The 24664-nt window shown below is 43.1% G+C and carries 24 protein-coding genes and 1 pseudogene; 17 read left to right on the top strand and 8 right to left on the bottom strand.

Annotation, left to right across the window (positions count from 1 at the left end):
- Positions 1-105: 105 nt before the first annotated feature.
- From H171_RS16535 to H171_RS16510, 5 genes are all read left to right on the top strand, one after another.
- On the top strand, positions 106-888 hold the full coding sequence (locus H171_RS16535) for a glycosyltransferase family A protein (RefSeq protein WP_100306119.1): 783 nt from the start codon (positions 106-108) through the stop codon (positions 886-888).
- 23 nt (positions 889-911) lie between these two features.
- Positions 912-1688, top strand: a complete 777-nt coding sequence (gene rfbF, locus H171_RS16530) for a glucose-1-phosphate cytidylyltransferase (RefSeq protein ID WP_025231251.1) — start codon at positions 912-914, stop codon at positions 1686-1688.
- A 1-nt stretch (position 1689) separates the two neighbouring features.
- Entirely contained in the window at positions 1690-2766 is a 1077-nt protein-coding gene (gene rfbG, locus H171_RS16525; RefSeq protein WP_100306118.1) for a CDP-glucose 4,6-dehydratase, read from the top strand.
- A gap of 123 nt (positions 2767-2889) precedes the next feature.
- Complete coding sequence (gene rfbH, locus H171_RS16520; protein ID WP_100306117.1) at positions 2890-4230, top strand: lipopolysaccharide biosynthesis protein RfbH; 1341 nt, start codon at positions 2890-2892, stop codon at positions 4228-4230.
- A gap of 100 nt (positions 4231-4330) precedes the next feature.
- Positions 4331-5170: a LicD family protein gene (locus H171_RS16510; RefSeq protein ID WP_100307559.1), complete on the top strand. Its 840-nt coding sequence runs from the start codon at positions 4331-4333 to the stop codon at positions 5168-5170.
- Positions 5171-5290: 120 nt separating this feature from the next.
- Here H171_RS16510 and H171_RS16505 read toward each other — a convergent pair whose 3' ends face one another.
- Positions 5291-6814: a BCCT family transporter gene (locus H171_RS16505; RefSeq protein ID WP_100306116.1), complete on the bottom strand. Its 1524-nt coding sequence runs from the start codon at positions 6812-6814 to the stop codon at positions 5291-5293.
- Between the two features lie 344 nt (positions 6815-7158).
- On the opposite strand from H171_RS16505, the gene H171_RS16500 reads away from it, so the two are divergent.
- The gene (locus H171_RS16500) at positions 7159-7734 is read left to right on the top strand and encodes a hypothetical protein (protein WP_100306115.1); all 576 of its coding nucleotides are present in this window, start codon (positions 7159-7161) and stop codon (positions 7732-7734) included.
- A gap of 92 nt (positions 7735-7826) precedes the next feature.
- Here H171_RS16500 and H171_RS16495 read toward each other — a convergent pair whose 3' ends face one another.
- On the bottom strand, positions 7827-8807 hold the full coding sequence (locus H171_RS16495; protein WP_100306114.1) for a zinc dependent phospholipase C family protein: 981 nt from the start codon (positions 8805-8807) through the stop codon (positions 7827-7829).
- A gap of 437 nt (positions 8808-9244) precedes the next feature.
- Here H171_RS16495 and H171_RS16490 point away from each other — a divergent pair, with 437 nt between their 5' ends.
- A complete protein-coding gene (locus H171_RS16490; RefSeq protein ID WP_100306113.1) occupies positions 9245-10630 on the top strand; it encodes an alanine/glycine:cation symporter family protein in 1386 nt (461 codons plus the stop codon).
- A 67-nt stretch (positions 10631-10697) separates the two neighbouring features.
- Here H171_RS16490 and H171_RS16485 read toward each other — a convergent pair whose 3' ends face one another.
- From H171_RS16485 to H171_RS16475, 3 genes are all read right to left on the bottom strand, one after another.
- On the bottom strand, positions 10698-10937 hold the full coding sequence (locus H171_RS16485; RefSeq protein ID WP_100306112.1) for a ribonuclease HII: 240 nt from the start codon (positions 10935-10937) through the stop codon (positions 10698-10700).
- A gap of 120 nt (positions 10938-11057) precedes the next feature.
- On the bottom strand, positions 11058-11981 hold the full coding sequence (locus H171_RS16480; protein WP_100306111.1) for an AraC family transcriptional regulator: 924 nt from the start codon (positions 11979-11981) through the stop codon (positions 11058-11060).
- Between the two features lie 51 nt (positions 11982-12032).
- Positions 12033-12446, bottom strand: a complete 414-nt coding sequence (locus H171_RS16475) for a GNAT family N-acetyltransferase (RefSeq protein ID WP_100306110.1) — start codon at positions 12444-12446, stop codon at positions 12033-12035.
- A gap of 212 nt (positions 12447-12658) precedes the next feature.
- Here H171_RS16475 and H171_RS16470 point away from each other — a divergent pair, with 212 nt between their 5' ends.
- Positions 12659-13048 carry a helix-turn-helix transcriptional regulator gene (locus tag H171_RS16470; protein WP_100306109.1) on the top strand — a complete coding sequence of 130 codons (390 nt, stop codon included), beginning with the start codon at positions 12659-12661 and terminating at the stop codon, positions 13046-13048.
- Between the two features lie 17 nt (positions 13049-13065).
- Positions 13066-13659 (top strand): ATP-dependent Clp protease proteolytic subunit, encoded by a 594-nt coding sequence (locus H171_RS16465; protein ID WP_100306108.1) that lies wholly within the window; start codon positions 13066-13068, stop codon positions 13657-13659.
- An 84-nt stretch (positions 13660-13743) separates the two neighbouring features.
- Here the strand turns inward: H171_RS16465 and H171_RS16460 are convergent, their stop codons facing one another.
- Positions 13744-14202, bottom strand: a complete 459-nt coding sequence (locus H171_RS16460; protein ID WP_100306107.1) for a nucleotidyltransferase domain-containing protein — start codon at positions 14200-14202, stop codon at positions 13744-13746.
- Between the two features lie 406 nt (positions 14203-14608).
- Here H171_RS16460 and H171_RS16450 point away from each other — a divergent pair.
- From H171_RS16450 to H171_RS16435, 4 genes and pseudogenes are all read left to right on the top strand, one after another.
- Positions 14609-16672, top strand: a pseudogene (locus H171_RS16450) (thioredoxin domain-containing protein).
- A 238-nt stretch (positions 16673-16910) separates the two neighbouring features.
- Positions 16911-17876 (top strand): choloylglycine hydrolase family protein, encoded by a 966-nt coding sequence (locus H171_RS16445; RefSeq protein WP_100306104.1) that lies wholly within the window; start codon positions 16911-16913, stop codon positions 17874-17876.
- Positions 17877-18376: 500 nt separating this feature from the next.
- Positions 18377-18895, top strand: a complete 519-nt coding sequence (locus H171_RS16440) for a peptidylprolyl isomerase (protein WP_025231267.1) — start codon at positions 18377-18379, stop codon at positions 18893-18895.
- Positions 18861-19649 carry a GNAT family N-acetyltransferase gene (locus H171_RS16435; RefSeq protein WP_242976975.1) on the top strand — a complete coding sequence of 263 codons (789 nt, stop codon included), beginning with the start codon at positions 18861-18863 and terminating at the stop codon, positions 19647-19649. Before H171_RS16440 ends, H171_RS16435 begins: the two co-directional genes overlap by 35 nt.
- Here H171_RS16435 and H171_RS16430 read toward each other — a convergent pair.
- A complete protein-coding gene (locus tag H171_RS16430; protein WP_100306102.1) occupies positions 19585-20286 on the bottom strand; it encodes a hypothetical protein in 702 nt (233 codons plus the stop codon). The two genes, H171_RS16435 and H171_RS16430, sit on opposite strands and share 65 nt — an antisense overlap.
- A gap of 172 nt (positions 20287-20458) precedes the next feature.
- Between H171_RS16430 and H171_RS16425 the strand changes: the two genes are divergently transcribed.
- Together H171_RS16425 and H171_RS16420 are read left to right on the top strand one after the other, a co-directional pair.
- Entirely contained in the window at positions 20459-21244 is a 786-nt protein-coding gene (locus H171_RS16425) for a YesL family protein (RefSeq protein WP_100306101.1), read from the top strand.
- A gap of 164 nt (positions 21245-21408) precedes the next feature.
- A complete protein-coding gene (locus tag H171_RS16420) occupies positions 21409-21987 on the top strand; it encodes a GTP pyrophosphokinase (RefSeq protein ID WP_100306100.1) in 579 nt (192 codons plus the stop codon).
- Positions 21988-22076: 89 nt separating this feature from the next.
- Here the strand turns inward: H171_RS16420 and H171_RS16415 are convergent, their stop codons facing one another.
- The gene (locus tag H171_RS16415) at positions 22077-23078 is read right to left on the bottom strand and encodes a LacI family DNA-binding transcriptional regulator (protein ID WP_100306099.1); all 1002 of its coding nucleotides are present in this window, start codon (positions 23076-23078) and stop codon (positions 22077-22079) included.
- Between the two features lie 226 nt (positions 23079-23304).
- Here H171_RS16415 and rbsK point away from each other — a divergent pair, with 226 nt between their 5' ends.
- Positions 23305-24243 (top strand): ribokinase, encoded by a 939-nt coding sequence (rbsK, locus tag H171_RS16410; RefSeq protein WP_100306098.1) that lies wholly within the window; start codon positions 23305-23307, stop codon positions 24241-24243.
- Positions 24240-24659, top strand: coding sequence for a D-ribose pyranase (gene rbsD / locus H171_RS16405; RefSeq protein WP_100306097.1), 420 nt, complete (start codon positions 24240-24242; stop codon positions 24657-24659). The genes rbsK and rbsD overlap by 4 nt, the downstream gene beginning before the upstream one ends.
- The last annotated feature ends 5 nt before the right edge of the window (positions 24660-24664 follow it).

The raw sequence follows: 24664 nt of genomic DNA, 5'->3' as shown, positions 1-24664 counted from the left end.
AGCCCATTTGAGGTGCAAGGTATAAAGGAAAGAATCTTTTAACCTTGAGTATGTGAATCTACTGGATATGCAAGTATATCCCCTTGATTCATTAGGAGACAAAATATGAAACCACATGCATTTGCGGTCTGTGCATATAAGGATTCGCCATATCTTGAAGCCTGCCTCCGTTCCCTTTTAAAACAAAGCGTTAATTCGGAGGTTATAATTTGCACATCAACGCCCAGCCCTTACATTGAAAAAATGGCGGACAAGTACGGAGTCCCGCTGTTTGTGCGGTATGGGAAAAGCAATATACGGGAAGACTGGAACTTTGCCTATAACCAGGCTTCTGCCCGTTTTGTTACCATCGCCCACCAGGATGATTTATACCGGAAGGATTATGTGAAGAAACTTCTGGAATGTTATGAAAAATACCCGGATATGACACTGTTTACAGGTGGATATACGGTAATCAGGGGAAACCAGCCCGCTGTTTTTGAAAAAGTGGAGTTTATCAAACGCTTTCTTAGGCTTCCTTTGCGTTACCGGCGTATCAGCCACTTAACCTGGGTCAAAAAAAGCGTTTTGATGTTCGGCAATTCCATCTGCTGTCCTGCGTGTGCATATAATAAGGAAAGATTAGGTGAGTCTCTTTTTAACTCTCCCTATCAGTTTGCATTGGATTGGGATACGCTTTATCAGTTAGCCGGACTGCCGGGACGTTTTATTAGCGTAGAAAAACCGATCCTGTATTACAGGGTTCACGGAGAGGCCACGACAAAGGCCTGTATAGCGGACAACAGCCGTCTCCGGGAAGAAGCCCATATGTTTTCAAAGATGTGGCCGGGTCCGGTTGTAAAGGTGCTGATGCACTTTTACCGTAAGGCTTATAAAGAGTATGAATAAATGAACATTTGGAGGATGAAGTGATGAAGGTAGTTTTATTAGCGGGAGGTTTTGGCAGCAGGATCAGTGAGCAGAGCCATTTGAAACCAAAGCCGATGATTGAGATCGGGGAAAAGCCTATTTTGTGGCATATCATGAAGTATTATTCCCAATATGGCTTTCACGATTTTGTTATTTGCCTTGGATATAAGCAGTATGTTGTAAAAGAATTTTTTGCAGATTATTTTCTGCATACATCAGATGTGACCTTTGATCTTGCCAATAATAAGATGGAGGTACATAACAATTATGCGGAGCCATGGAAGGTGACCCTGGTGGATACGGGGTTAAATACCATGACCGGCGGACGTATTAAGCGCATCCAGCCTTACATCGGCAATGAACCCTTTATGATGACCTATGGAGACGGAGTATGCGATGTGGATTTGAAGGGTTTATTAAAATTCCATCAGGATCATGGAAAGACTGCTACCATGACTACCGTCAATATCGCCCAGCTAAAAGGGGTTTTGGATATTGACGAAGGCGATGTGGTCCGTTCATTCCGGGAGAAGGACGAAGCGGATAATAGCCTGATCAACGGGGGATTCATGGTCTTAAATCCTGAGATCTTTTCTTATTTAAAGGATGATACCACCGTATTTGAAAAAGAACCATTGCAGAGCCTGGCGGCAGAAGGTCAGCTTATGAGCTTCCATCACAATGGCTTCTGGCAGTGTATGGATACTCAGCGGGAAATGAAGAAGCTGGAAGATTTGTGGCAATCCGGACAGGCGCCATGGAAAATTTGGGAGAAATAACATGACAAGCTGGACAAGTATTAAGTGGAGTGAATTCTGCGATTTTTATAAAGGAAAAAAGGTTCTGATCACAGGGCATACAGGCTTTAAGGGAAGCTGGCTCAGCCGGCTCCTTGTAAATGCCGGTGCATCGGTGACGGGGTATTCCCTGATGCCTTCCACTGACCCGAACCTGTTTGAAGTAATTGGGCTTTCTAAAACCGTTAATTCCATAATCGGGGACATCCGGGATTTGGAGCATCTAAAAAAGGTATTTTTACAGGAGGAGCCGGAAATCGTGTTTCACCTGGCCGCCCAGCCAATTGTCAGGGACTCCTATAAGGATCCGGTCTACACCTATGAGACGAACGTCATGGGTACGGTCAACATACTGGAATGCATTCGCCTGACCCCTTCGGTCAAATCCTTTTTAAATGTTACAACGGATAAAGTGTATGAAAATAAGGAATGGGAGTACGGATACCGGGAAAACGATCCATTAGACGGCTATGATCCTTATTCCAACAGCAAATCATGTTCTGAACTGGTGACCCACAGCTATGCCAAGTCCTTTTTTTCCGACGGACGTGTAGCCATATCCACATCCCGTGCCGGCAATGTGATCGGAGGCGGAGATTTTGCCAATGACAGAATCATTCCGGACTGCATTCGGGCAGCAGAGGCAGGGCACGACATCATCGTGAGAAATCCCCATTCAACAAGGCCGTATCAGCATGTGCTGGAGCCTCTGGCCATTTATATGACGATTGCGATGAAGCAGTATAAGGATTCTAAGATCCAGGGATATTATAACGTAGGACCGGATGACAGAGACTGCGTGACCACAGGTGAGCTGGCGGATCTGTTCTGCGAGGCCTGGGGGAAGGGAATAAAGTGGATAGACAAGTTTGAAGGAGGCCCTCATGAAGCCAACTTCTTAAAGCTGGACTGTTCCAAGATCAAAAGGGTTTTTGACTGGCGTCCCAGATATGAGGTAAAGGAAGCTGTGGAAAAAACCGTGAAATGGACTAAGGCCTATTTGGAAGAAGCAGACATGCTTACGTACATGGACATGCAGATAAAAGAATTTTTCAATTAAAATAAGTTTGAGAGGAAGCACCCTCCGGGTATACCTTTGCACCCGATGCCCGGTAGTACGAGGCACGCTGTAAAGCGGGGGGGCTCTGCTCGATAAACAATAGCTAGAAAGAGGAAAAATAGAATGTTTGAGAACAAGACAGAAAAAATGGCGCGGGAGGAGATCCTTTCTCTGGTAAAGGAATACTGCAGCACCTACCACAATCAGAAAGATCCGTTTAAAGAAGGAGACCGCATTTCATATGCCTCCCGTGTGTACGATCATCAGGAAATGGTGAACCTGGTAGACAGCTCTCTGGAGTTCTGGCTTACATCCGGGCGGTATACCGATGAATTCGAAAAAAAGCTGGCGGAATATTTAAAAGTCAGGTTCTGCTCCCTTGTGAATTCCGGTTCATCAGCGAATCTGCTGGCATTTATGACCCTTACATCACCGCTTTTAAAGGAACGCCAGATAAAGCGCGGTGATGAAGTGATCACAGTAGCAGCCGGATTTCCAACCACTGTGACTCCAATGATCCAGTATGGTGCCGTTCCCGTATTTGTGGACGTTACCATACCCCAATATAACATTGATGTGAATATGCTTGAGGCTGCGCTCTCAGAAAAGACTAAGGCTGTTATGATCGCCCATACCCTGGGAAATCCCTTTGACCTTTCTGCTGTTAAGGCATTTTGCGACAAGCATCAGCTGTGGCTCGTAGAAGATAATTGCGATGCCCTTGGAACAACTTACACCATAAACGGGGAAGAGCGTTTCTCCGGAACCATCGGTGATATAGGAACTTCAAGCTTTTATCCGCCTCACCATATGACAATGGGAGAGGGCGGTGCGGTTTATACAAATAACTCACTGTTAAATAAAATAATCCGCTCATTCCGTGATTGGGGCCGGGATTGTGTGTGTCCTTCCGGGCGTGACAACTTATGCGGACACCGGTTTGACCGCCAGTACGGCGAGCTTCCGGTAGGTTATGACCATAAATATGTTTATTCCCATTTTGGCTACAATTTAAAAGCCACTGACATGCAGGCAGCTATCGGTTGTGCCCAGCTTGATAAGTTTCCATCCTTTGTAGAGAGGCGGCGTCATAATTTTGATCGTCTTCATAAGGGCCTGGAAGAGGTTTCTCACAAGCTGATCCTTCCGGAGGCATGTCCGGACTCCAAGCCAAGCTGGTTCGGCTTTTTAATAACCTGCAAAGAAGGAGTGAGCCGGAATCAGGTGGTACAGTATGTGGAATCGAGAGGCGTTCAGACAAGAATGCTCTTTGCCGGTAATTTGACAAAGCACCCATGCTTTGACCAGATGAGAGCGTCCGGGGAAGGATACCGGATCGCCCAGCGGCTGACCAATACCGACCGGATCATGGAAGATACCTTCTGGGTAGGAGTATATCCGGGAATGACGGATGAGATGATCGATTATATGGCGAAGACCATTAAGGAGGCGCTGAGCCAGTAAGGGTTTTATACCTCTACGCTCCAAGAGCATGGGCAGGAAAGAGGAAACACCCTGCAAGTATACCTTTATGCCCAGAAAATTCGGGCAGGAAAGAGGAAACATGAAGGAATACGATTTAACGGAGGTACATCAGGCGAACCTGGCTATTTTAAAGGAAATTGACCGTATCTGCCGGAAATACAAGATCAAATATCTTCTGGACGCAGGAACGCTTTTAGGCGCGGTAAGGCATAAAGGCTTCATTCCCTGGGATGACGATGCGGATGTGGCATTTACTCGGTCCAATTATGATGCCTTTTTAAAGGTAGTGCGCCGGGAGCTTCCGGAAGAGATGGAACTTCTTGAACCAAAGGATTTTAGAGGCGGGACGGCTTTTTATGATTTTACAACGAGAATCATCTATAAAAACAGCCGGACACATGAGGACTCAGAAGAGATGCGGTTTTATGAAGGAAAATTAAACCATCTGTGGGTGGACTTATTCACCATTGATGAGCTTCCGGAAGGCAAGGCAGCTTCTGCCTGTACCCGCCTTCTTCATACTGTGATCTATGGAATGGCTATGGGTCACCGATACCGGTTGGATTATAAAAAGTACAGCCTGGTCAATAAAATCGTGATAGGCACGCTTGCTTCTTTGGGGAAGCTGATTCCAATGAAAACCTTGAGTAAGCTGCAGCGTATGATTGCGGTCAAAGATCAGAAGGGAAAGAGCCGCCTTAGGTATTACAGCAATTATCAGCCGGATTATCTCTATGTGACGCTTAAGAAGGAATGGTGTGAAGAAACTGTGGACCTGGAATTTGAAGATACCAGACTGATGGCGCCAAAAGGCTGGCATGAGGTTCTTACCTGGATTTACGGTGATTATAAGAAGCTTCCGCCGGAGGAAAAACGGGTACCATCCCATTCCAGCACCGAAATTAAAATATATCATTAGAATGCAGTTTATTAACAGAGAAGTCAGTAATTATGATTGCATGGGATACAATGACAGGGCGGGATTCATACGAATCCCGCCCTCGTTTTTCATTTACAAGCTATTCAAGGAGTTTAACTCCTATTGCTGGTTTAAATATTCCTTTGCATCTTTAAAGAAACTGAAAATAATGAGGAGTATGATAATTCCTATAGGAAATGCTGCGATGATGGAAACCGTCTGCAGATTGGCCATGGAATTCCTGGAAAATATAAGCGCGATAGGAAACAGCATTAGAAGCACGGACCAGAACAGCTTTACGCGTTTATCCGGTTCGGCGTCCTCGGGAAGCTCCTTATAAGAGTAGGTGGAAGCAACCAGGGCCAGGGCATCAAAGCTGGTTGCGTAAAAAGCCACCATGGTAACTGCCAGAAGGATCAGCCCCAGCTTTGCAAACGGCAAGGTTTCAAGGATTGCCATAATTGTCTGGTACAAGTCTCCTGTGGAAGCATAAATGCCCATTACATCCAGCACACCCTTTGTCTGAAGGGCAAGGCTGTAATTTCCTAATATAATAAAGGAAGTAAAGGTTCCTGAGATTCCAAAGACATATCCCCCGAGAATGGTCTGCTTTATGGTGCGCCCTTTACTGATGGCTCCGATAAAGAAAGGAGTGGCTACGCACCAAACCATCCAGTAAGCCCAATAAAAGATGGTCCAGTTCTGAGGGAAGGAGGAGGTCCGCAGGGCATCGGTCCAGGTGGACAGGCTAATAAAGTTCTGCGTCAGGTTTCCTACTGCTGTGATCCCTGTTTCAATGGTATATCTGGCTTCCTTACCTCCGATCAGCACATAGAGAAGCAAGCCGAAAAACAAATATGTACAGGAAGCAGCCAGTTTTGCAATGCCCTTCATGCCAAAATAAACCGTAATGGTGTAAACGATACATATAATGACCAGGATTGCAATGGACAATAATTTGGAATCCGGCAGTCCGGTTACCCTGCTGATCGCCATGGAAAGAAGGGGAGTTGCCAGAGAAAATGTGGTTGCAGTACCTGCCAGTAGGGCAAATACGGCAATTAAATCGATGAGTTTTCCGCATAGGCCGTCTACATGCTTTCCTAAAAGAGGGCGGCAGGCTTCCGAGTATTTTTGTTTTGTCCGTTTTTTAACATGAAGCATGAAGCCGAATGCTGCAGCCAATATCATATAAAAGCTCCAGGGGATAGGGCCCCAGTGAAACAGCGGGTAGGTGGAGGCCCAGTCCTGCATAGCACCCAGATCCGCAATATGAGGTTCCCCTGCATAGAGGATCCATTCACAAAGGGAATAGAAGAGGATATCAGCAGCCAGACCGGCTGTAAACATCATAGTACCCCATTTAAAATTTGAATATTGGGGTTTTTCCAAGTTTCCAAGCTTTATGGTACCGTATTTGGAAAATGCGATATACAGGGAGCAAAGGAAGGTAAAAAGCCCGATGATAAGATAGTAGCTTCCCAGCTCATTTCCTAAAAAAGAACGGATAGCAGCCAGTGTATCCGCAGACTTGCTGGGATATATGATAAAAACTAGGCATAAAAGTATGATACTAATAAAAGGAATCAGAGTCGTTATCCAATCCAGCTTTTTAAACAAAGCCTTTTTCTCATTGTGGTCCATGTACATAGCCTCCTAAAGTGTTCAAAAAAATAAATATAGTATTGATATTGAACATAATACCATGGATAACCAGAAAATGCAAGAATTAAATAAGAGGATTTAGAAAATGCATAGAGAGGGGAGGTGGAGCCGCTGGTGTGAACAGGATAGGCTGGCTCATGAGCATATGAGCTTTTAGTCTATTTATGCACTAAGAAAAATACATGGAAAACAAGGTAAAACAAGGATTTCATACCAGTAAAAACACTAACGTATTTGTGAAGATTTTCTGACATTTTGCTAAAACCACTACAAAAAAAGTATTACATCCGATATAATGTTAGATGTTCAATAAGGAGGAGATTATGATGAAGAACAAAGCTCTATTGATATGTGCGATGTCGGTAATGTTGCTGACCGGATGCACGGAAAGTCACATTCTTAAATCCACAGCTCCGGCAGAGCCCGTCTTTGAAACTCAGCAGGGGATTGTTCTGGATTGGGTTCAGATTGGTAATGATATGGATGAAGAGTTCGTGAACAACGAAGAATATCCTATGGCGTTAAGTGTTAATTACAAGGTAGAACGGGAGACGAAAAGCATTGATTTGACATTGCTTGTGAAGGATGGAACCACACCAGAGGAAGCAGTCATATTTGCGAATGCAGCAGTTCGGCATTTAGGCGACGAGGTCGCTATGCAGGATTTTTCCTATGAAAAATCAAGCGATACCTCTTATGGCGGATTTTTCAAGGACTATGATTTGCACCTTATTGTTATGCCGGATTATAAGATGAATGAACAACAGTATTGGCTGGTAGATATGGACATCCCTAAGGGATCTGATGAGAAGATTGTACCAAAGGAAGGTGCAGTAATCACAGAGGCCACCGTTGAGAATGAGGAGACAGATACTGAAAGCTCGGAGTCAGATCAATAGATTTTTAACACAGGTATTTAAAAACATGGATGAGGAATCGGTCTGTAGACCGCTCCTCAGCCATGTTTTTTTGTTCCTCTTTTGTATGTTTATTATGGATCAACCGCCAATCCACTGTGGTAGGAATAATTGCCAAGCTCCTTTAAAAGCTTATTGTGATCCAGGTTATCTAGTGGAACCGGCGAGGTCAGTTCTTCGTTCAGCAGAAAAAACACATCATTGCATTTAACCATGGACTGATGGAAGAGCTCGGGAAAAGACGCCTGGGATGCAAGGCGGCGGTTCCAGGGATTACACCAGGTTTCATGGTTTAAATTCATGGTGACGACGGGATCCGGCGGGATGTCCGTAACCAGCTTCCGGGAAGCAAGGTGCGTACGCAAGAAAAGAGATTCCATAAATTCAATGCTGTTTTTCTTGCGGCTGGAAGGATCGGCCAGAGTTCGACATCCTAAGCGCATAGCCAGGATGGAACGGGATACCATCTGGGATGTAACACGGAAATTATTCCGGTAGTTTAAAGGATAGTAGGCCTCATTGATGCATACGGACAAAAAGCCGGAGATGAACTGCAATTCCTGGCCGTTTAAACAAATGGTGGCTGCCTGGTTGAACTGAGATGGTTTTTTCTTTTTGTATTTCATCAATAGCAATGCATCTATATCATTTTCCAGCATGGCATGAAGCCCATGATGATAGTTGCTGGAGTTTTTTATATCGTATTCGATTCGGCCGTACACGTAAGGGTGGCAGATGGAGTCCCCGATGTAATGGCAGAAATAACCGCTCATATAAGAAATGGCCTGCTCTCTCTGCTGCTTGGATTCGATCTGGGATAAGTGGTTTAAGCAGGAAACAAAAAAATCATGTACATGGTTTTCGTGCATATAGGAACCTACGTTGCGGTAATCCCGGTGGCGGAGAATGGGAATATTATAAAAAAACATATCCGGTCCCTGGAGGCCGAGCTGGTAAAGCCATCGGTACTTGGAGATTATACGTTTTAAAGGGGTGTTAGGCATGTCATTGAAAACCTTGACTCCTAGCAGGTAGTGAGTGGTAAAACCAGGCATATTGTTCACCTCGCATTTATTTGCAGTTCGTAGTGCAGGCGGAGAAAGACGCAGTGCAGCCTGCGGGTCGGCAGTGTAGACCGTGAGTCGGCAGTGTAGACCGTGAGTCCGTAGTGCAGACCGTGAGTCGGCAGCGCAGCCTGTGAGTCGGCAGTGCAGACCGTGAGTCCGTAGTGCAGCCCGCGAGTCCGCAGTGCAGCTCGCGAATCCTGTGGATTCGTTCGCTCACGGGCTTTCGCCCTATGAATTAGAACACAAAAAAATTTTCTTACGTGCGAGCACGACGAAAATTTTTTTGTGTTCTAATTCGCACTGCTCATTGCTTATATGGAGATTATACCATACCAGATTTAATTTTGTGTGAAAATCATTGGAAATTTTCATACTACCCGGGTGGGTCGAATAAGTGTTAAAGAGAGCGTTCAGGAGCTGATCCTATGATACATCGTATACATGAAATGGTGTGGGGGCCGTGGCTTTTGGTTTTGTTTTTGGGAACCGGAGTCTTTTTTACGGTAAAGTCGGGGTTTTTTCAGATAAGAAAATTCCCATTTTGGTGGAAGCATACCATTGGAAGCATACAGGAGGATGAGGGAGAAGAAAAAGGGGAAGTGACTAAATTCCAGACAGCCTGTACGGCTTTGGCAGCTACCATTGGGACTGGTAATATCGCCGGTGTGGCTACCGCACTTACAGCCGGCGGACCTGGTGCTATATTCTGGATGTGGGTCTCTGCCGGGATCGGTATGATGACAGGCTATGCGGAGACCATGCTGGGGATCCGTTACCGTTACCGGGATCGGAACGGCGCCTGGATCTGCGGGCCTATGGTTTATTTGGAAAGGGGGCTTAAGCTTCCCGTACTTGGCATGCTATACAGCTTTCTTTGTATCATGGTTTCTCTTGGAATGGGAAGCATGGTGCAGTCCAATTCCATTGCGGAAACTCTTGAGTATTCCTTTGGCATACCGCCGGTTCCCATCGGGATCGTGCTGACTGGAACCGTATTATTGGTGGTACTTGGAGGGATAGCAAGAATCGCCTTTGTTTCCGAGCGGCTTATTCCTATCTCGGCCGGCGCCTATATGCTGTTTTCCATGGTTGTGATCATGTCCTGTTACGATCAGATCCCATATATTTTTCAATGTATTTTTCAGGATGCCTTTCGCCCGGTTTCTGCTTTTTCAGGAGTTGCAGGCTATCAAATAAGCAAAAGCCTGCAATACGGCATATCCAGAGGAGTATTTTCCAATGAGGCAGGGCTTGGGAGCATGGCGGTCCTTCATGGCGCAGCAGAGGATACGACTCCAGAGCAGCAGGGAATGTGGGCCATGTTTGAGGTGTTTTTTGACACCATTTTGATCTGCACCATGACCGCCTTTGTGATCCTGTGCATGACGGAAGGAGATGCAGCCGGCTCAGGCTATGACGGAGCGGCTCTCACCGCCTTTTGTTTTTCAAAACGTTTGGGATTACTTGGGGAATATGTGGTATCAGGAGCCATGCTGATATTTGCTTTTGCTACCATCATTGCATGGTATTATCTGGGACGTCAAGCAGCCATATATCTGGCTGAGCGTTTAAAAGAACGCAATACTCTTTACATACTGCAGCGCATTTTAAGGGGAAAGGTTTATACCCTGCTCTATCTGGGGGCCGTGTTCCTTGGGTGTCTGGCAAAGCTTGAGACAGTGTGGGAATTTTCAGATATCTGGAATGGACTGATGGCGCTTCCTAACATCATTGCTATTATTTTCCTGATGAAGGAGGTAACGGTTCCGGGAAACGCAGAAGAGTGGGCATTGAAATACACCCGCCGGTAAATGGGGAAGGGGCCTGACCCAAATAGCGGTCAGACCCCTTTATGATGAATTAGTTGCAAGCAAATGGTCAGCAGTCTCCTGTATAGTAGGAGACAATGCTCATATAATCCTTTGGAGCCGGAATCTCCAGTGAAAGACTCAGGAAGTTTTTATTTTCTCTGTACCGGTGAAGCAGCTCGTTCTGGAGTCCATAGTGTTTGTTGATATTTTCTTTTCTACCGTCAGGGTACAGCAAATTAACTGCATCACTGCACGCATTTACAGTTTGTAAAAAGTTATCCATATTCAAGATATTCAGTTTTATCATTACAAACCCTCCATTATAAAGACAGTGATTATTAAGTGACAGCAAAAATTTTATAATAAAAAGATTGCCCTATTACCTTTACAGGTATCATTATAGTGCAATCTTTATTGAATAAATATATTATTTCTGCCTTTTTATATCATTTTCCTGCCATTTGCGGCGGTATTCCAGGGGTGTGCAGCCGATATACTCCCGAAAGACCTTTCCAAAGTAGCTGCTGCTTCCTAATCCACAGGCATGGCTTATATAGGTAATCGTTTCCTTGCTGTCTGACAGCATATGGCAAGCTGATTGTAAACGGTAGTTTTTAATATATTCCACCGGTGTCATGTGCAGGCAATCGTGGAACACCCGGAAGCATTCGCGTTCGCTGGAATAAGCGGCGGCGGCAATCTCTGGTATAGAAATTTTTTCTGCATAATGCTCATGGATATATACCATCATCGATTTTATTTTATCATTTGTTTTGTTGGAATGCCCTTTTTCTTTCAATAGAGGACGCGCTATGTCGAAAAGCCGGATCCATATGTCAGATAACGTTTCCCGAAGTTTGATCTCATATCCGAAGTTATTTTCGGAAAGGTGAAAAGATTCCCGAATAGTATCTAAAACCATTGCCTGTTCCGGATCATCAGGATATAAGGCGATAATTTCTGCCTGCGGGGCTGTGGTAATCGGCGTAACGTATTTTTGCTCTATCCGGCTGCCGTGTTGGCCAGCTATGAAAGAGGGGTCAAAAAGATGGAGGAACTGAATGTTTTTTTCTGATTCCGCTTGCGGCCTTGCCATGTGAAGCACATTGGAATTGACCATTCCGCCGGAACCTGCGGGAAATATCATGGTTCCTTTGGGCGTACAATATTCCATTCTTCCGCTCTCCATATAAAACAACTCCACGGGTTTGTGCCAATGCCATGGAACAAAACGCCCTATAAATTTGTCCAATTGGGAGCAGGAGGCAATATATGGGAAGTCTTGTGCATAATCAGGTAATAATTCCTCTTTGCTTCCTGTATGGAATTCTATTCTATAAATGTTCCTCAATGATCGTATTCCCCCTTCGCTGTAATAGAAACAAGTGACATTAGATTACATTTACAAAGTTTTAGTAAAATAGTAGCGTTTTCCTGTCACAGGATATTCTTCCAGTGCGAACACACTCTTATATCCGTGCTTTTCATAGAAGGCAGGCGCCTGAAAACTGAATGTATCCAGAAATGCGTATCTGCACCCCCGTTCCTTTGCTGTTTCTTCGGCTTGATTTAGAAGCTTACTGCCAATATTTTGACCCCGTAAGTCTTCCCTGACCCATAAATATTTGACAAACAACCAGTTGCCGTGTGTATTCCCGATCAGTCCACCGGCTTTTTCTCCTGTCTCTTCCTGCAAATAAATTCCTAAATCTCTTGGGTTCTTGTCCTCAATTCTGGGTAGATTATAGTTTAATAAGCCCTGGTAAATGATTTCCTCATCTTGTTCTTTAATTTTATCAGTTATTTCAAAGTTCATTTTAATCGTTTTCTCCTTATGGCTTATATAAGTTTTCGTTTGCATTTATCATATCATATCACGCAGCACAATTCCACAGTCCATATCAGGCCTTGATTGAAACAATTCCTTTATATAGTGAAAAGATCAGACCTAAATTAAGCAAAAATTATCAAGAATTTATTTTCGAAAGAGTATATAATGATAATATGTTTTTGGAAAGGAGCAGGTATATGGATTATCATTCAAAAGTGGGGGACTCGCTTAAATATATCGAGGAAAACTTAAATGGTAAGATTGATCTAGATGATCTTGCAAAAAGAGCCTATCTGTCAAAATATCACTATCATAGAATTTTTCACAAAGTATCAGGAGAATCCGTTACCAGATACATCACCAGAAGGCGGATGGAAAAGGCAGCAGGAGATCTTGCCCGGACAGACAGGCCGATTATCGATATCGCCCTGGAATATCAATACGCTTCTCAGGAATCCTTTTCAAGGGCTTTTTTAAAGATTTATGGACTGACGCCGGGAAAATACCGGAAAAGGTATAGCGTCAATTCCGATCATATGATTGATTTGAGCTGCCGTTCCAGCAAAATCATGAACATGGCCGCATAATAATCCAGGAGGTTTCTATGAACAATCTTATCCCAATGGTTATAGAACAGACAGCCCGGGGAGAGCGGTCCTATGACATATTTTCCAGGCTGCTGAACGACCGTATTATCATGCTGAACGGCACTGTGACCAATGACACGGCGAGCCTGATTATAGCACAGATGCTTTTTCTGGAATCCGCTGACCCTAATAAGGATATTCACTTATATATCAACAGCCCCGGAGGCTCTGTAACAGATGGGTTCGCTATTATGGATACCATGAATAACATCAAATGTGATGTTTCCACCATAAGTATCGGCCAATCGGGAAGCGCGGCTTCCTTGCTTCTGGCATCAGGGACAAAGGGAAAACGATTTGCTCTTAAAAACAGTGAAATTCTGATCCATCAGCCGTCTATATCCGGCGGGCTGCAGGGGCAGGCTACGGATATTAAAATCCATAGTGACTGGCTTGAAAGAACAAAGAAAAAACTCAATGAAATATACAGCGAACTGACCGGCCAGCCGTTAAAAAAAATTGAGGAAGATATGGAACGGGATCGTTATATGACGGCTGTGGAGGCAAAGGAGTATGGTTTAATTGATGAAATTTTATTATGCCGCAGGTGATACCGGAACATTGACACAAGAACCCGCTTACGGAAGGTCTGACAAGGCAGCCGTAAGCGGGTTTTATTAAGCAGGAATCTGCAGCTATGCATCGATCATTTTTACTTTTTCATTCCGTCCCATCAATTCATAGTATTTACGCCATTCTTCAACCGACTGTAAGGGTATCTTAATGCCATAAACTTCAGTGAAATCTTTAATATTCTCCTTTTTTAATGGAAAATAATATTCCTTATCCTGGTTCACGATAACAAATCCGGCCATTGCATCAATATCAACGCCATCAACATGAAACTCCAAAAAACATTTTGTTTTGTATTTGGCGTTTGGATTAGGCTGTTTCATATCACCCAAAGATAATAATACATCTTTTACTGTTTCCGCATCGTCTTCGGCAATCATAATATCTATATCATGAAACTCAGATGCAATTCCTTTAAAGTATAACAGCAAAGAGGCTCCAATGGCCCATGTAACATCTTTGTGATTTAATTCTTCTGCGATACGCGCTAATACCGTCAGCTTGTGCTTTATATCGTCCATTTCGTCACCCCGCTAATATATATTTATAGATTCAACCGCTGTTTAATGTTTCAACCTTCGATCTTGTATATCAGAAATCAAAAGTATTATATAGGAAAATACTGAATTATCATAATATAATATCAAAATATGAAGGAAAAAGCAAATCATTATGATAAGATTATGCCGGCAGCCAAATGTTCCTCTGCCTTGTGCAGATATTGTATCTACGATTATGTTAGGGTATACTATTATCTCAATCTTTTAGCAGAATAAAGGTGGTATAAGTATAAAATTTTAGTTTAAGCGAAACCTATGTATCAATGGTAAAATAATAGAAACCGTCAGAAGTTTACTGACTTCAAAAGGATTGTTATAATTTTAACCAAGATTATAAAATATAGAAAAATAAAGGAGGTGATGCCATATGTCAAACGTTGATAGAGTACCCAATAGATTAATCAATGAAAAATCTCCCTATTTACTTCAGCATGCATACAACCCGGTGGAATGGTTTCCTTGGGGAGAAGAGGCTTTTTCCAAGGCGGAAGCAGAAGATAAGCCCATCTTTTTATCTATTGGGTATAGCTAACTCCGGTTGAATATGTGCACTTGTCACTGGTGTCATGTCATGGCTCATGAGTCTTTTGAAGACCAGGAGGCGGCGGATGTTCTTAACAAATTTTATGTGGCGATAAAGGTGGACAGGGAAGAGCGGCCGGATATTGATTCGGTATATATGTCAGTCTGCCAGGCTCTCACCGGTTCCGGTGGGTGGCCATTAACGATCATTATGACGCCGGAACAAAAACCATTTTATGCCGGGACCTATCTGCCTAAATTTTCAAGATGGGGATCTGCCGGTCTTCTGGATGTTTTGACCTCTATCCGGAAGCTTTGGGAAAATGAGAAACATAAGCTTCTGGAAGCGGGAGATGAGATTACCGGATATTTAAACAAGGAAGGGACATCTGTTAATAATGAGGGCAAGGAACCGGATAAAGAATTGTTTCTTTCAGCCTCAAGCCTGTTAAAAAGGTCTTTTGATAAGAACTGGGGAGGCTTTGGAAGGGCGCCTAAATTTCCCATGCCTCATAATCTGCTTTTCCTTTTAAGGCATTACTTTTATGAAAAAGATAAAGATGCTCTTCTTGCTGCGGAAAAGACCCTCAGGCAGATGTACCGGGGTGGAATATACGACCACATTGGAGGCGGTTTCTCCCGTTATTCTACAGATGAAATGTGGCTGGTACCCCATTTTGAAAAAATGCTGTACGACAATGCGCTTTTGCTGTATGCCTACACGGAAGCCTATGCCATGACAGGGGACAGCCTTTATGCCAGGGTATCCCGGGGAATCCTTCGTTACGTAAGGGACGTGCTGACTGATGAGCAGGGTGGATTTTACTGCGGTCAGGACGCTGACAGCGAAGGAGTGGAAGGAAAGTTTTATACGTTTCAGAAGGAAGAGATCGAACAGATTCTTAACGGCGATGCAGATGAATTCTGTAATTGGTTTGGAATTTCGGAACAAGGTAATTTTGAGGGAAAGAATATTCCAAATCTCATTGGAAATGAAAATTACGGTGCTGGCAGTGATAGATTAGAGAATCTGTGTAAAAAGCTTTATGATTACCGGATAACACGCACATCCCTTCATACGGATGATAAGATATTGACTTCATGGAACGGACTTATGATCGGGGCACTTGCAAAATCATATGAGGTACTGGGAGATGCCTGGTGCCTTGATGCAGCAAAGAATGCGCAGGCGTTTATAGAGAAGAATTTGACCTCTGAAAAGGGAAGGCTCTTTATCCGTTACCGGGAGGGACAGGCAGTTCACGACGGACAGCTTGATGATTACGCGTTTTATGCCTTTGGCCTGCTGGAGTTATATGAGGCATCCTTTGATGTCAAATATCTTCATATTGCCGCTGAGATATCTGAAAAGATGCTTGAACTGTTTTTCGATGAAGTTCAGGGAGGGTTTTATATGTATGCCCATGACAGGGATAAACTCATAAGCCGTCCGAAGGAGCTTTACGATGGTGCTCTTCCTTCAGGAAATTCCGTTGCCGCATATGTAATAAGCAGGCTCTATCACCTGACCGGGAAAATCAAATGGCAGAACGTTCTGGAAAAACAGGTATCTTACCTGACGCAAGAGGTGGAAAGAAGCCCTGCAAACTATTGCTTTTCTCTGCTTGCATTTCAAAGCATCCTTTATCCATCTACGGAAATTGTATGTGTTTCCGCTGAGGATTCTATATTAACAGAGCTTCAGAGCTTACAAAGAAGCCGGAAGCCTGATATCAGCGTGATTTTAAAAACTCCTATGAATGAGGAAGCCCTGTCAGAGGCAGCTCCGTTCACAGCAGATTATCCGGTTCCTTCTGAAGACAGCAAATATTATGTATGCCGCAATGGGGCGTGCATGAAGCCTGTAGAAGGCATGGATGAGTTAAAAGAAGTGCTGGAATCCCTGTAGCCTGAAAATGGGCTGTTAAATTAAATTGTTATGTCAGCTTATATAATAAAATAGTGTTTTGGGCAGAAGATGAGCTTTGAAAATGGATTAAAAACCAATCAAAGCTCATTTTTGCGTGCTATTTTAAGTAATATTATTTTTTTATAGTCCCTTTGTCTTATCCTCTATTTTACATACATAAAAACCACAAGCTCCCATATAAATAAGTAAGTAATTTACAATAAGGGAGGTAGTTTGTATGTGCACGGCATTTACCTTAAGATCCCGTCAAGGGGAAACCTTTTTTGGAAGGAATATGGATTTTTCTTATGATATTAAGCCTCATCTTTACATAATTCCAAAGAATTATGAATGGGATAATTCATTAAATATGGAGAAAATCAAGGATATCTACTGCTTTATCGGCATCGGACAGGAACTGGATGGGGATTTTGGATTTTTTGACGGAGTCAATGAGATGGGGTTTGCTGCTGCGGCTCTTTATTTTGCAGGCTATGCCCAATATGATACCATGCTGGATTTAAGGGACAGGGAACAAATTGCATCCATTGATTTCCTTCATTATATTTTAGGAAGATGCGCAGATATCGATGATTTACGGCAATTACTGAAGAATCTCTCAATCGTAGGAGTAGAGGATCCGGTGACACAGACTGTGGCCCCTTTGCATTGGATGGCGGTAGACCGCAGCGGGGAATGTGTTGTCATAGAGCAGACGGAAAGAGGGATGGAAGTAATGGAAAATCCCATTGGCGTTATGGCTAACAGTCCCGATTTTCACTGGCATAAGACGAACCTGAGAAATTACATGGAGGCTTCTCCCTATCAGACCGAGGAGGCCATCTGGGGGAATGACCGACTGACTCCATTTGGACAGGCGGGAGGTACCCAGATTCTGCCGGGAGGATATACTTCTCCGGAGCGCTTTGTCAGGACCGCTTATTTAAAATCATTTATTCCAACACCTCAAAGCCGGATGGAAGCGGTTATTTCATGCTTTCATGTCATGGAGAGCGTTACCATTCCGAAAGGAGCAGTCATAACAAGCCGGAATTCTTATGATTACACCAAATATACAGCCTTCATCAATACAGCGACCTGTGAATATTTTTTCAAGACTTATGACAATATACAGGTAGGAATGGCAAGTCTTTTTGAGAATTACTTACAATCCCCGGAGCTTGTGAATCTGGGGGGACTATAGAAGAAGGCCGGTATCGTCAAACAACTGGTTGATGGCATTGTAGAAGAAGCTGTGCCTGCCACTCTGCTCACCCTCCATCAAGTTTTACATTGATTATTGACAATAGCATGACCAAATAAAAAGGCGTATTACATGGCTGATCCTTAGAACCAGTCATGCAATACGCTTTTCAAAAAGTTGTTTCAAAAAGGGAGGAGAGCTGATAATAAATTACCAGCTCGAGTATTATGAAAAAAATCTTATAAGCAATTTGTATTTTATGTTTTAAGTATAACCATGAAACATGAAGAAATCATGTTGTTTATGTAAAAGGTTTTTGAATGAAATTTAAACAAAGTATGAACGATAGGATATATATAGGACTGAATTCAAATGGGACTATACAAATATAGGAGTATTTGATAAAATATAGCCATATGCGGAATCTGACGCAATAAATATCTTAAAGGTATACCTTTATGCCCAAAGAGTATGGGCAGGAAAGCAGAAAGGGAAAAAATATGAAAAATCCGGTTATTACGATTACAATGGATAACGGTGATGTGATGAAAGCAGAACTTTATCCGGAGATTGCACCAAACACAGTAAATAATTTTATCAGTTTAATTAAAAAAGGTTTTTATGACGGACTGATCTTCCACAGGGTTATCAATGGGTTTATGATCCAGGGCGGATGTCCGGAAGGAAGCGGAATGGGAGGTCCAGGCTATTCCATTAAAGGAGAATTCAGCCAGAACGGCGTAACCAATGCATTTAAGCATTCTGAGGGAGTGCTTTCCATGGCAAGAGCCATGAACCCCAATTCTGCCGGTTCCCAGTTTTTCATTATGCACAAGGCATCTCCCCATTTGGATGGCTCCTATGCTGCATTTGGTAAGATCACGGAAGGCATGGATATTGTGAACAAAATTGCTGATGTGAAGACCGATTACAATGACCGCCCCATGAAAGAGCAGAAGATCCAGTCCATGACAGTGGAAACCTTTGGGGAAGAATATCCGGAACCGGAGACCTGCTAAGGCAATGACCTGGGATCGGGATATTATAGTAGAAGGAAAGATTTTCCAGGTTACCATATCCGATGATCATGAGGCCCTGCGTTCTGCTTTTGCGGAAGGCAGGGCCGTTGTTGGTTTATGGGACCGGGAACGAACGGACCAGAACCTTGCCCCTGCCGCCTATGTTGTAGAGGATCTTCAGGATCTTGATGATGTGTTTTTAGAGCGGGTCATCAGGAGAAGAGAGGGACTTCCGTGGAATATTGCTAATACCCAGCGCTTGACGATCCGGGAATTCGTTCCCCAGGACTATGTCTCTATACCAGATGAGCCTGAGGCTGGGAAGTCGGGCTTCCTGTTTTCAACGAAAGAAATCCTGAAGGATTACATCGGTCATCAATACGGCTTTTATGAGTACGGTATTTGGGCCGTAGTTGACCATGACAAAGGGAAGCTTGTGGGAAAGGCGGGGATATCAAACTTAGAGATTACCGGGCAGGAGGAGTTTTTAAGGGCTATAAAAAAGAATGATACCCCGGTGGAACTGGGATATCACATTTTTTCCCCATACAGGCAGCAGGGATATGGAACGGAAGCCTGTAAAGCCATTCTTTCCTACACTGCCCTGGCTGTTTCAGAGAAGATTTATGCAAGGATCGACGAACGGAACTTAGCGTCAATCAAGCTGGCTGAAGATCTGGGGTTCCGGCTTATTGCCCGAACACGTAGCGGATCAGTTCCACGGCTGTGTCTGTATGAGTGGAATTGCTCATGACGGTAAGAATCGGTTCATCGATGATAAGGCCGGTTTTATCGCAGAAATCCGTGCTGTCGATGAGAAGACCGCAGGCCGTGCTTTCGCCGGTTTCCTGATTGGTTACAAAATAAAGGTGCTCCTTTACCTTGTCGTAGACGTCTGCAGGGAGGATTTCCTTTAAGTCAACAAATCCGCCCATTTCACCGAAGTGGTCTATGGTTTCCGGTTTTCCGATCATAACATCCAGACTCTTACTGGATATCATGGCGGTTATTTTGGCTAATTGTGCATAGGTAAATTCATTCATGGAGGATTCGTCAAAGGTCGGAGACATGGAGTAGTCCACCTCGATCTTTGCATCCTCTTTAAGGTCAATATACTGACGGAAGCCCTGGTTAAAGTAATCATCAACAGAATCGGTTTCACCGGCGGGGCTGCTGTTAAAAATGACGCAGGAGAGAGCAGTTTCAAACCGGTTGTTGTATATGGCTGAACCGATGGAAGAGATAAAAATCACGGCCACAACGGCAATGATGATGGGGATCTTGTAATATTCCCAGATGTACCAGAGCCTGTCTTTCACACTCATATTTTTCAGCTTGTCCCGTTCCTCACGCATAGAGTCTTTGAGGGTTTTGTCTTCGTATGGGGTCATGTTTTACGCCTCTTTCTTTATTATTAAAGATACTTGTCTAATTATATCACACAACCATGGATTTTCATTAAAATAAAAATAAAATTTTGGTGAAATAAGAAAGAATGTTTGCTTTTTAAGGGTAAATCCTATATAATATCTTTTAATGCCACTATGAAAAGGGGAAGAACGTATGTTTTCTGGTTTTTTTAATTATGATAACCCGGTATGGCGGTTTATCGGTAAATTTGGAGATCTGATTATTTTAAATATCCTATGGCTGATATGCAGCATTCCTATTTTTACCATAGGAGCTTCTACCACAGCTGTATATTATGTAACCCTGAAGCTTGCAAGAGATGACGATGGGTATACCATCCGTTCTTTTTTTAAGTCATTTAAAGAAAACTTTAAGCAATCTACGATCATCTGGCTGATCCTTCTGGTTGTAGGATTGATCCTTGGAGTTGACTTGTACTTCTTTACCAGATTGTTTACAGGTTCCGGGTCCTTTCGGACCGTGATGCTTACCGTGTTCCTGGCAATGGTTCTAATCTATGCGGCTGTCTTTACGTATATTTTTCCACTTCAGGCCAGATTTTTCAATACGGTAAAACGAACCTTTTTCAACGCCTTTTTTATGTCCCTGCGCCATTTATTCCGCACCATTGGTATGATTGCCATTGACGGAGCTTTGCTGGCGGCTGCATTCCTGCTAATGGTACCTCCAATGCTGATGATATTCATGCTGTTTGGCTTTCCGCTGCTGGCATTTATTAACTCCTATATCCTGGCTCCCGTGTTTAATCAGTATATTCCAAAAGAGGAAGAGGAGAAAGGGGACGAGCTTAAGCCGCTGTTTGCAGATGAGGAAGAGCCTGTAAGCAGCATTTTGATGGCAAAAGGGGACGAGCATCAGGAAGAGATGCCTGAGAACGAAGAGATAGAGATGAAAGAAACACATGACGGGCAGGAATAATTCCTGCTGGCAGCCGGACAGGGATCCCCATGTATCCTTTCCGGCTGCTTTTTTGTATATGAGCTTGGATACTTTTATGTGGAGTTCATACTATGGACACCATATGGACACAAAAAAACGGTATACTTAATAATTGTGAAAAGGAAATGCCTTGGAGGTGGAATATGACTGAAGAAGAGTATCTCTGTTTTATCCAGCCCTATGAGGATGCGCTTAAAAACATTCGTGTGAGAGTGGATGTGCTGAATAATGACTACAGGAGAAAAAACCAGAATTACCCCATCCATCATATCCAGTACAGAATTAAGCAAAAGGAAAGCATTGAAAACAAGCTGGATAAGAACGGATATGAGGCAAGCGTTGATTCGGCCAGAAACTATCTGACGGATGTTGCCGGTATCCGGGTCATCTGCTATTTTATCACGGATATCTATGCCATTGTCAGCCTGTTAAAGAAGCAGTCGGATATTGTGATCATAAAGGAAAGTGATTATATTGCTAATCCAAAGCCCAATGGATATAGAAGCTTCCATATAGTTTTTGGAGTTCCGGTCTATCACACCGATGGTATGGAATATTACCCGGTAGAAATACAGCTGCGCACAATGTCCATGGACTTATGGGCCAGTATGGAGCATCGGATCTGCTATAAGGGGGAAGAGAGGGAACAGGCAGCAGAGGAATTTAAAAAGTATGCCATTGCCTTAAGGCGGATGGAGGATGAGATGGAAGAATTTCTCTGAGTTAAAAATAAGAGAAGGCATGTTCCAGAGCTATGAGTTTCATGCATAGCTTTGGAACATGCCTTTTTGTTATATGCGGTATGACTGTCTTAATGAATGACCAGTGTGGGCATTAAACATATTTCCTTTTGCTTTGTTTCTTTTTTCTTGTCCTGTCTGGCCGCTTCTTTCATGATGTTCCAGGCCTTTATTCCAAGCTCTTCCACGTCCTGGTTCACACTTGATATTTCTATTCCGAATAAATAATCAGACAGCAGATTGTCATAGCTTACTATGGCATAATCTTCGGGAACATGGATACCCTGCTCTGAAAAGTATCTTAGAATGCCAAGGGTCATCATGTCATTGCATACAAATATGGCGGTGCAGTCCGTGTCAAGGACTTGCTTTGCGGCTTCATATCCGCCTTCTATGCGGTAGTTTGCTGGAATGATATACTCTTTCGGTACCTTGATTCCATATTCCGTCATTGCATTCCGGTATCCGTGTATACGGGAAAGAGAGTTGTTGGAAATGAAAGTATTGCAGATACAGGCAATCTTTCTGTGGCCTTTCTCCAATAGATACTTGGTTGCAATATAAGAACCTTCTACATTATCAAAATATATTTTATTACATGAAAATGAATCGAATATGCGGTCGACCATTACAAATGGAAGATTAAGCTGTAATAATTTCTGCTCGATGATATCCTGATGAAGATAGGATTCATTGGAAATTACCACAAATATTCCGTCGATCCCTTTTGCCGCCAGAAGGTCAATTAAAATCATGTCTCCTTCAAATGTATCGTTGGAGTTGACGATAATCAATGAATATCCTTCCGCTCTGAGCTGCAATTCTAAAGTTTTTGATAATTTGGAAAAAAAAGGGTTTTCTATATCAGGGATCAGAAGCCCGAATGTATTGTTTTTTCTGGTTACCAGACTGCGTGCCGCCGCATTTGGGATATATTGGTTATCATCAGCAATCTGCAGGATAAGATTTTTCTTATGTTCAGAAATTCTATTTGGCCTGTTGTTTAAAACCAGGGATACACTGCTTGGAGAAACTCCCGCTAATCTGGCTATTTCTTTTATTGTTATGGACATAGTATTTGACCTCTGGTGTATTGTTGATATGAACAATAATACCGTATTTTACATAAAAAAGCAACTTATATATGATAAAACGATTTATCATTCTTGTTTTTTGTCTTGACATGAATAAAAAACAATGATAATATGAATTTACAAGATTGATAAAACGTTTTATCAAGTACAAATCCGCATTACTAACAAAACTAGATAATTTAGATTTCGGAAAGGTGAGGCAGAAATGAGAATCGGAGTTGTAGGCAGCATCAATATGGATATGACTGTTACAGCACAGCGGATACCGGGAAAAGGGGAAACAATTACAGGCGATACCATTTCCTATATTCCGGGAGGAAAAGGTGCAAATCAGGCGGTTGCGGCCGCGAGATTAGGTGCGGATGTAACGATGTTTGGCTGTGTGGGAAGCGATGACCATGGAAAAGTTCTGATTGAGAACCTGAAAAATGAAGGTATTCATACAGATTATATAAAAGTACGTGAAAATCAGGTGACAGGGCTGGCTGTCATAACGGTAGCGGAAAGCGATAACTGTATTATCGTTTTAGCAGGAGCAAATAATACGGTAGATATTGAGTATATTGACGGCATCAAAGAAAAGTTATTAACGTGCGACATTGTATTATTGCAGCAGGAGATTTTACAGGAAACCGTGGAATATGTCATTGGCTTATGTGCAAATCATGGAGTAAAGGTCATATTAAACCCGGCACCGGCCAGAGAGATAAAAAGAGAACTGGTAGAGCTGGTTGATTATATTACTCCAAATGAGCATGAAGCCAGGATCATATTTGGAGATATGGCTGATACTAAGTCTTTATTAAGACAATATCCGGAAAAGCTCATTATTACCCAAGGGGAAAAAGGAGTCATTTACCTCAATCATGAAAAAGAAGCAGTGGCTTTACCGGCAAGAAAATCCAATGTAGTTGATACTACGGGAGCAGGGGATACATTTAACGGCGCATTTGCCGTAGCACTTGGATTATACGATAACATGGAAACGGCGCTGACGTTTGCAGTCCTGGCTTCCGGTTTGTCGGTAGAGCGGTTTGGTGCCCAGGGCGGTATGCCGAAACTTAAAGATGTGATCAGAGAGCTGGAAGGCCAGTCTGGCAGTTGTAATGCAGGTGATAGTTATGGGATTGGAGGAAAACCATGAAGAGAAATGGAATATTAAACAGCAGCATCTCAAGCGTCCTTTCTTCCATGGGGCATACAAATTCGATTTGTATCGGAGATTGTGGACTGCCTATACCAGATGAGACAAAACGGATTGATTTAGCTTTGCGTTTTAATATTCCTTCATTCCTGGAAACTTTAGATGCGGTTACTGATGATATGGCAGTGGAATCTTACATTTTGGCGGAGGAAATGAAAGATCATAATCCGGAGATGCTGGAAAACATACGAGGCATGATGAAAAAAAAGTTTCCGGATGCAGTGGAATGCTTTACATCCCATGAAAATCTGAAAGATCAGACAAAAACGTGTAAGGCTGTCATAAGAACCGGTGAAATAACTGCGTTTGCAAACATTATATTGGTGTCAGCCTGCATTTTTGCAGCCCAGGGTTAAGGGCA

Origin of the sequence: [Clostridium] celerecrescens 18A, from assembly GCF_002797975.1 — a bacterium.
GTDB lineage: Bacteria > Bacillota > Clostridia > Lachnospirales > Lachnospiraceae > Lacrimispora > Lacrimispora celerecrescens.
This window is presented reverse-complemented; position numbering and strand designations above follow the sequence as displayed.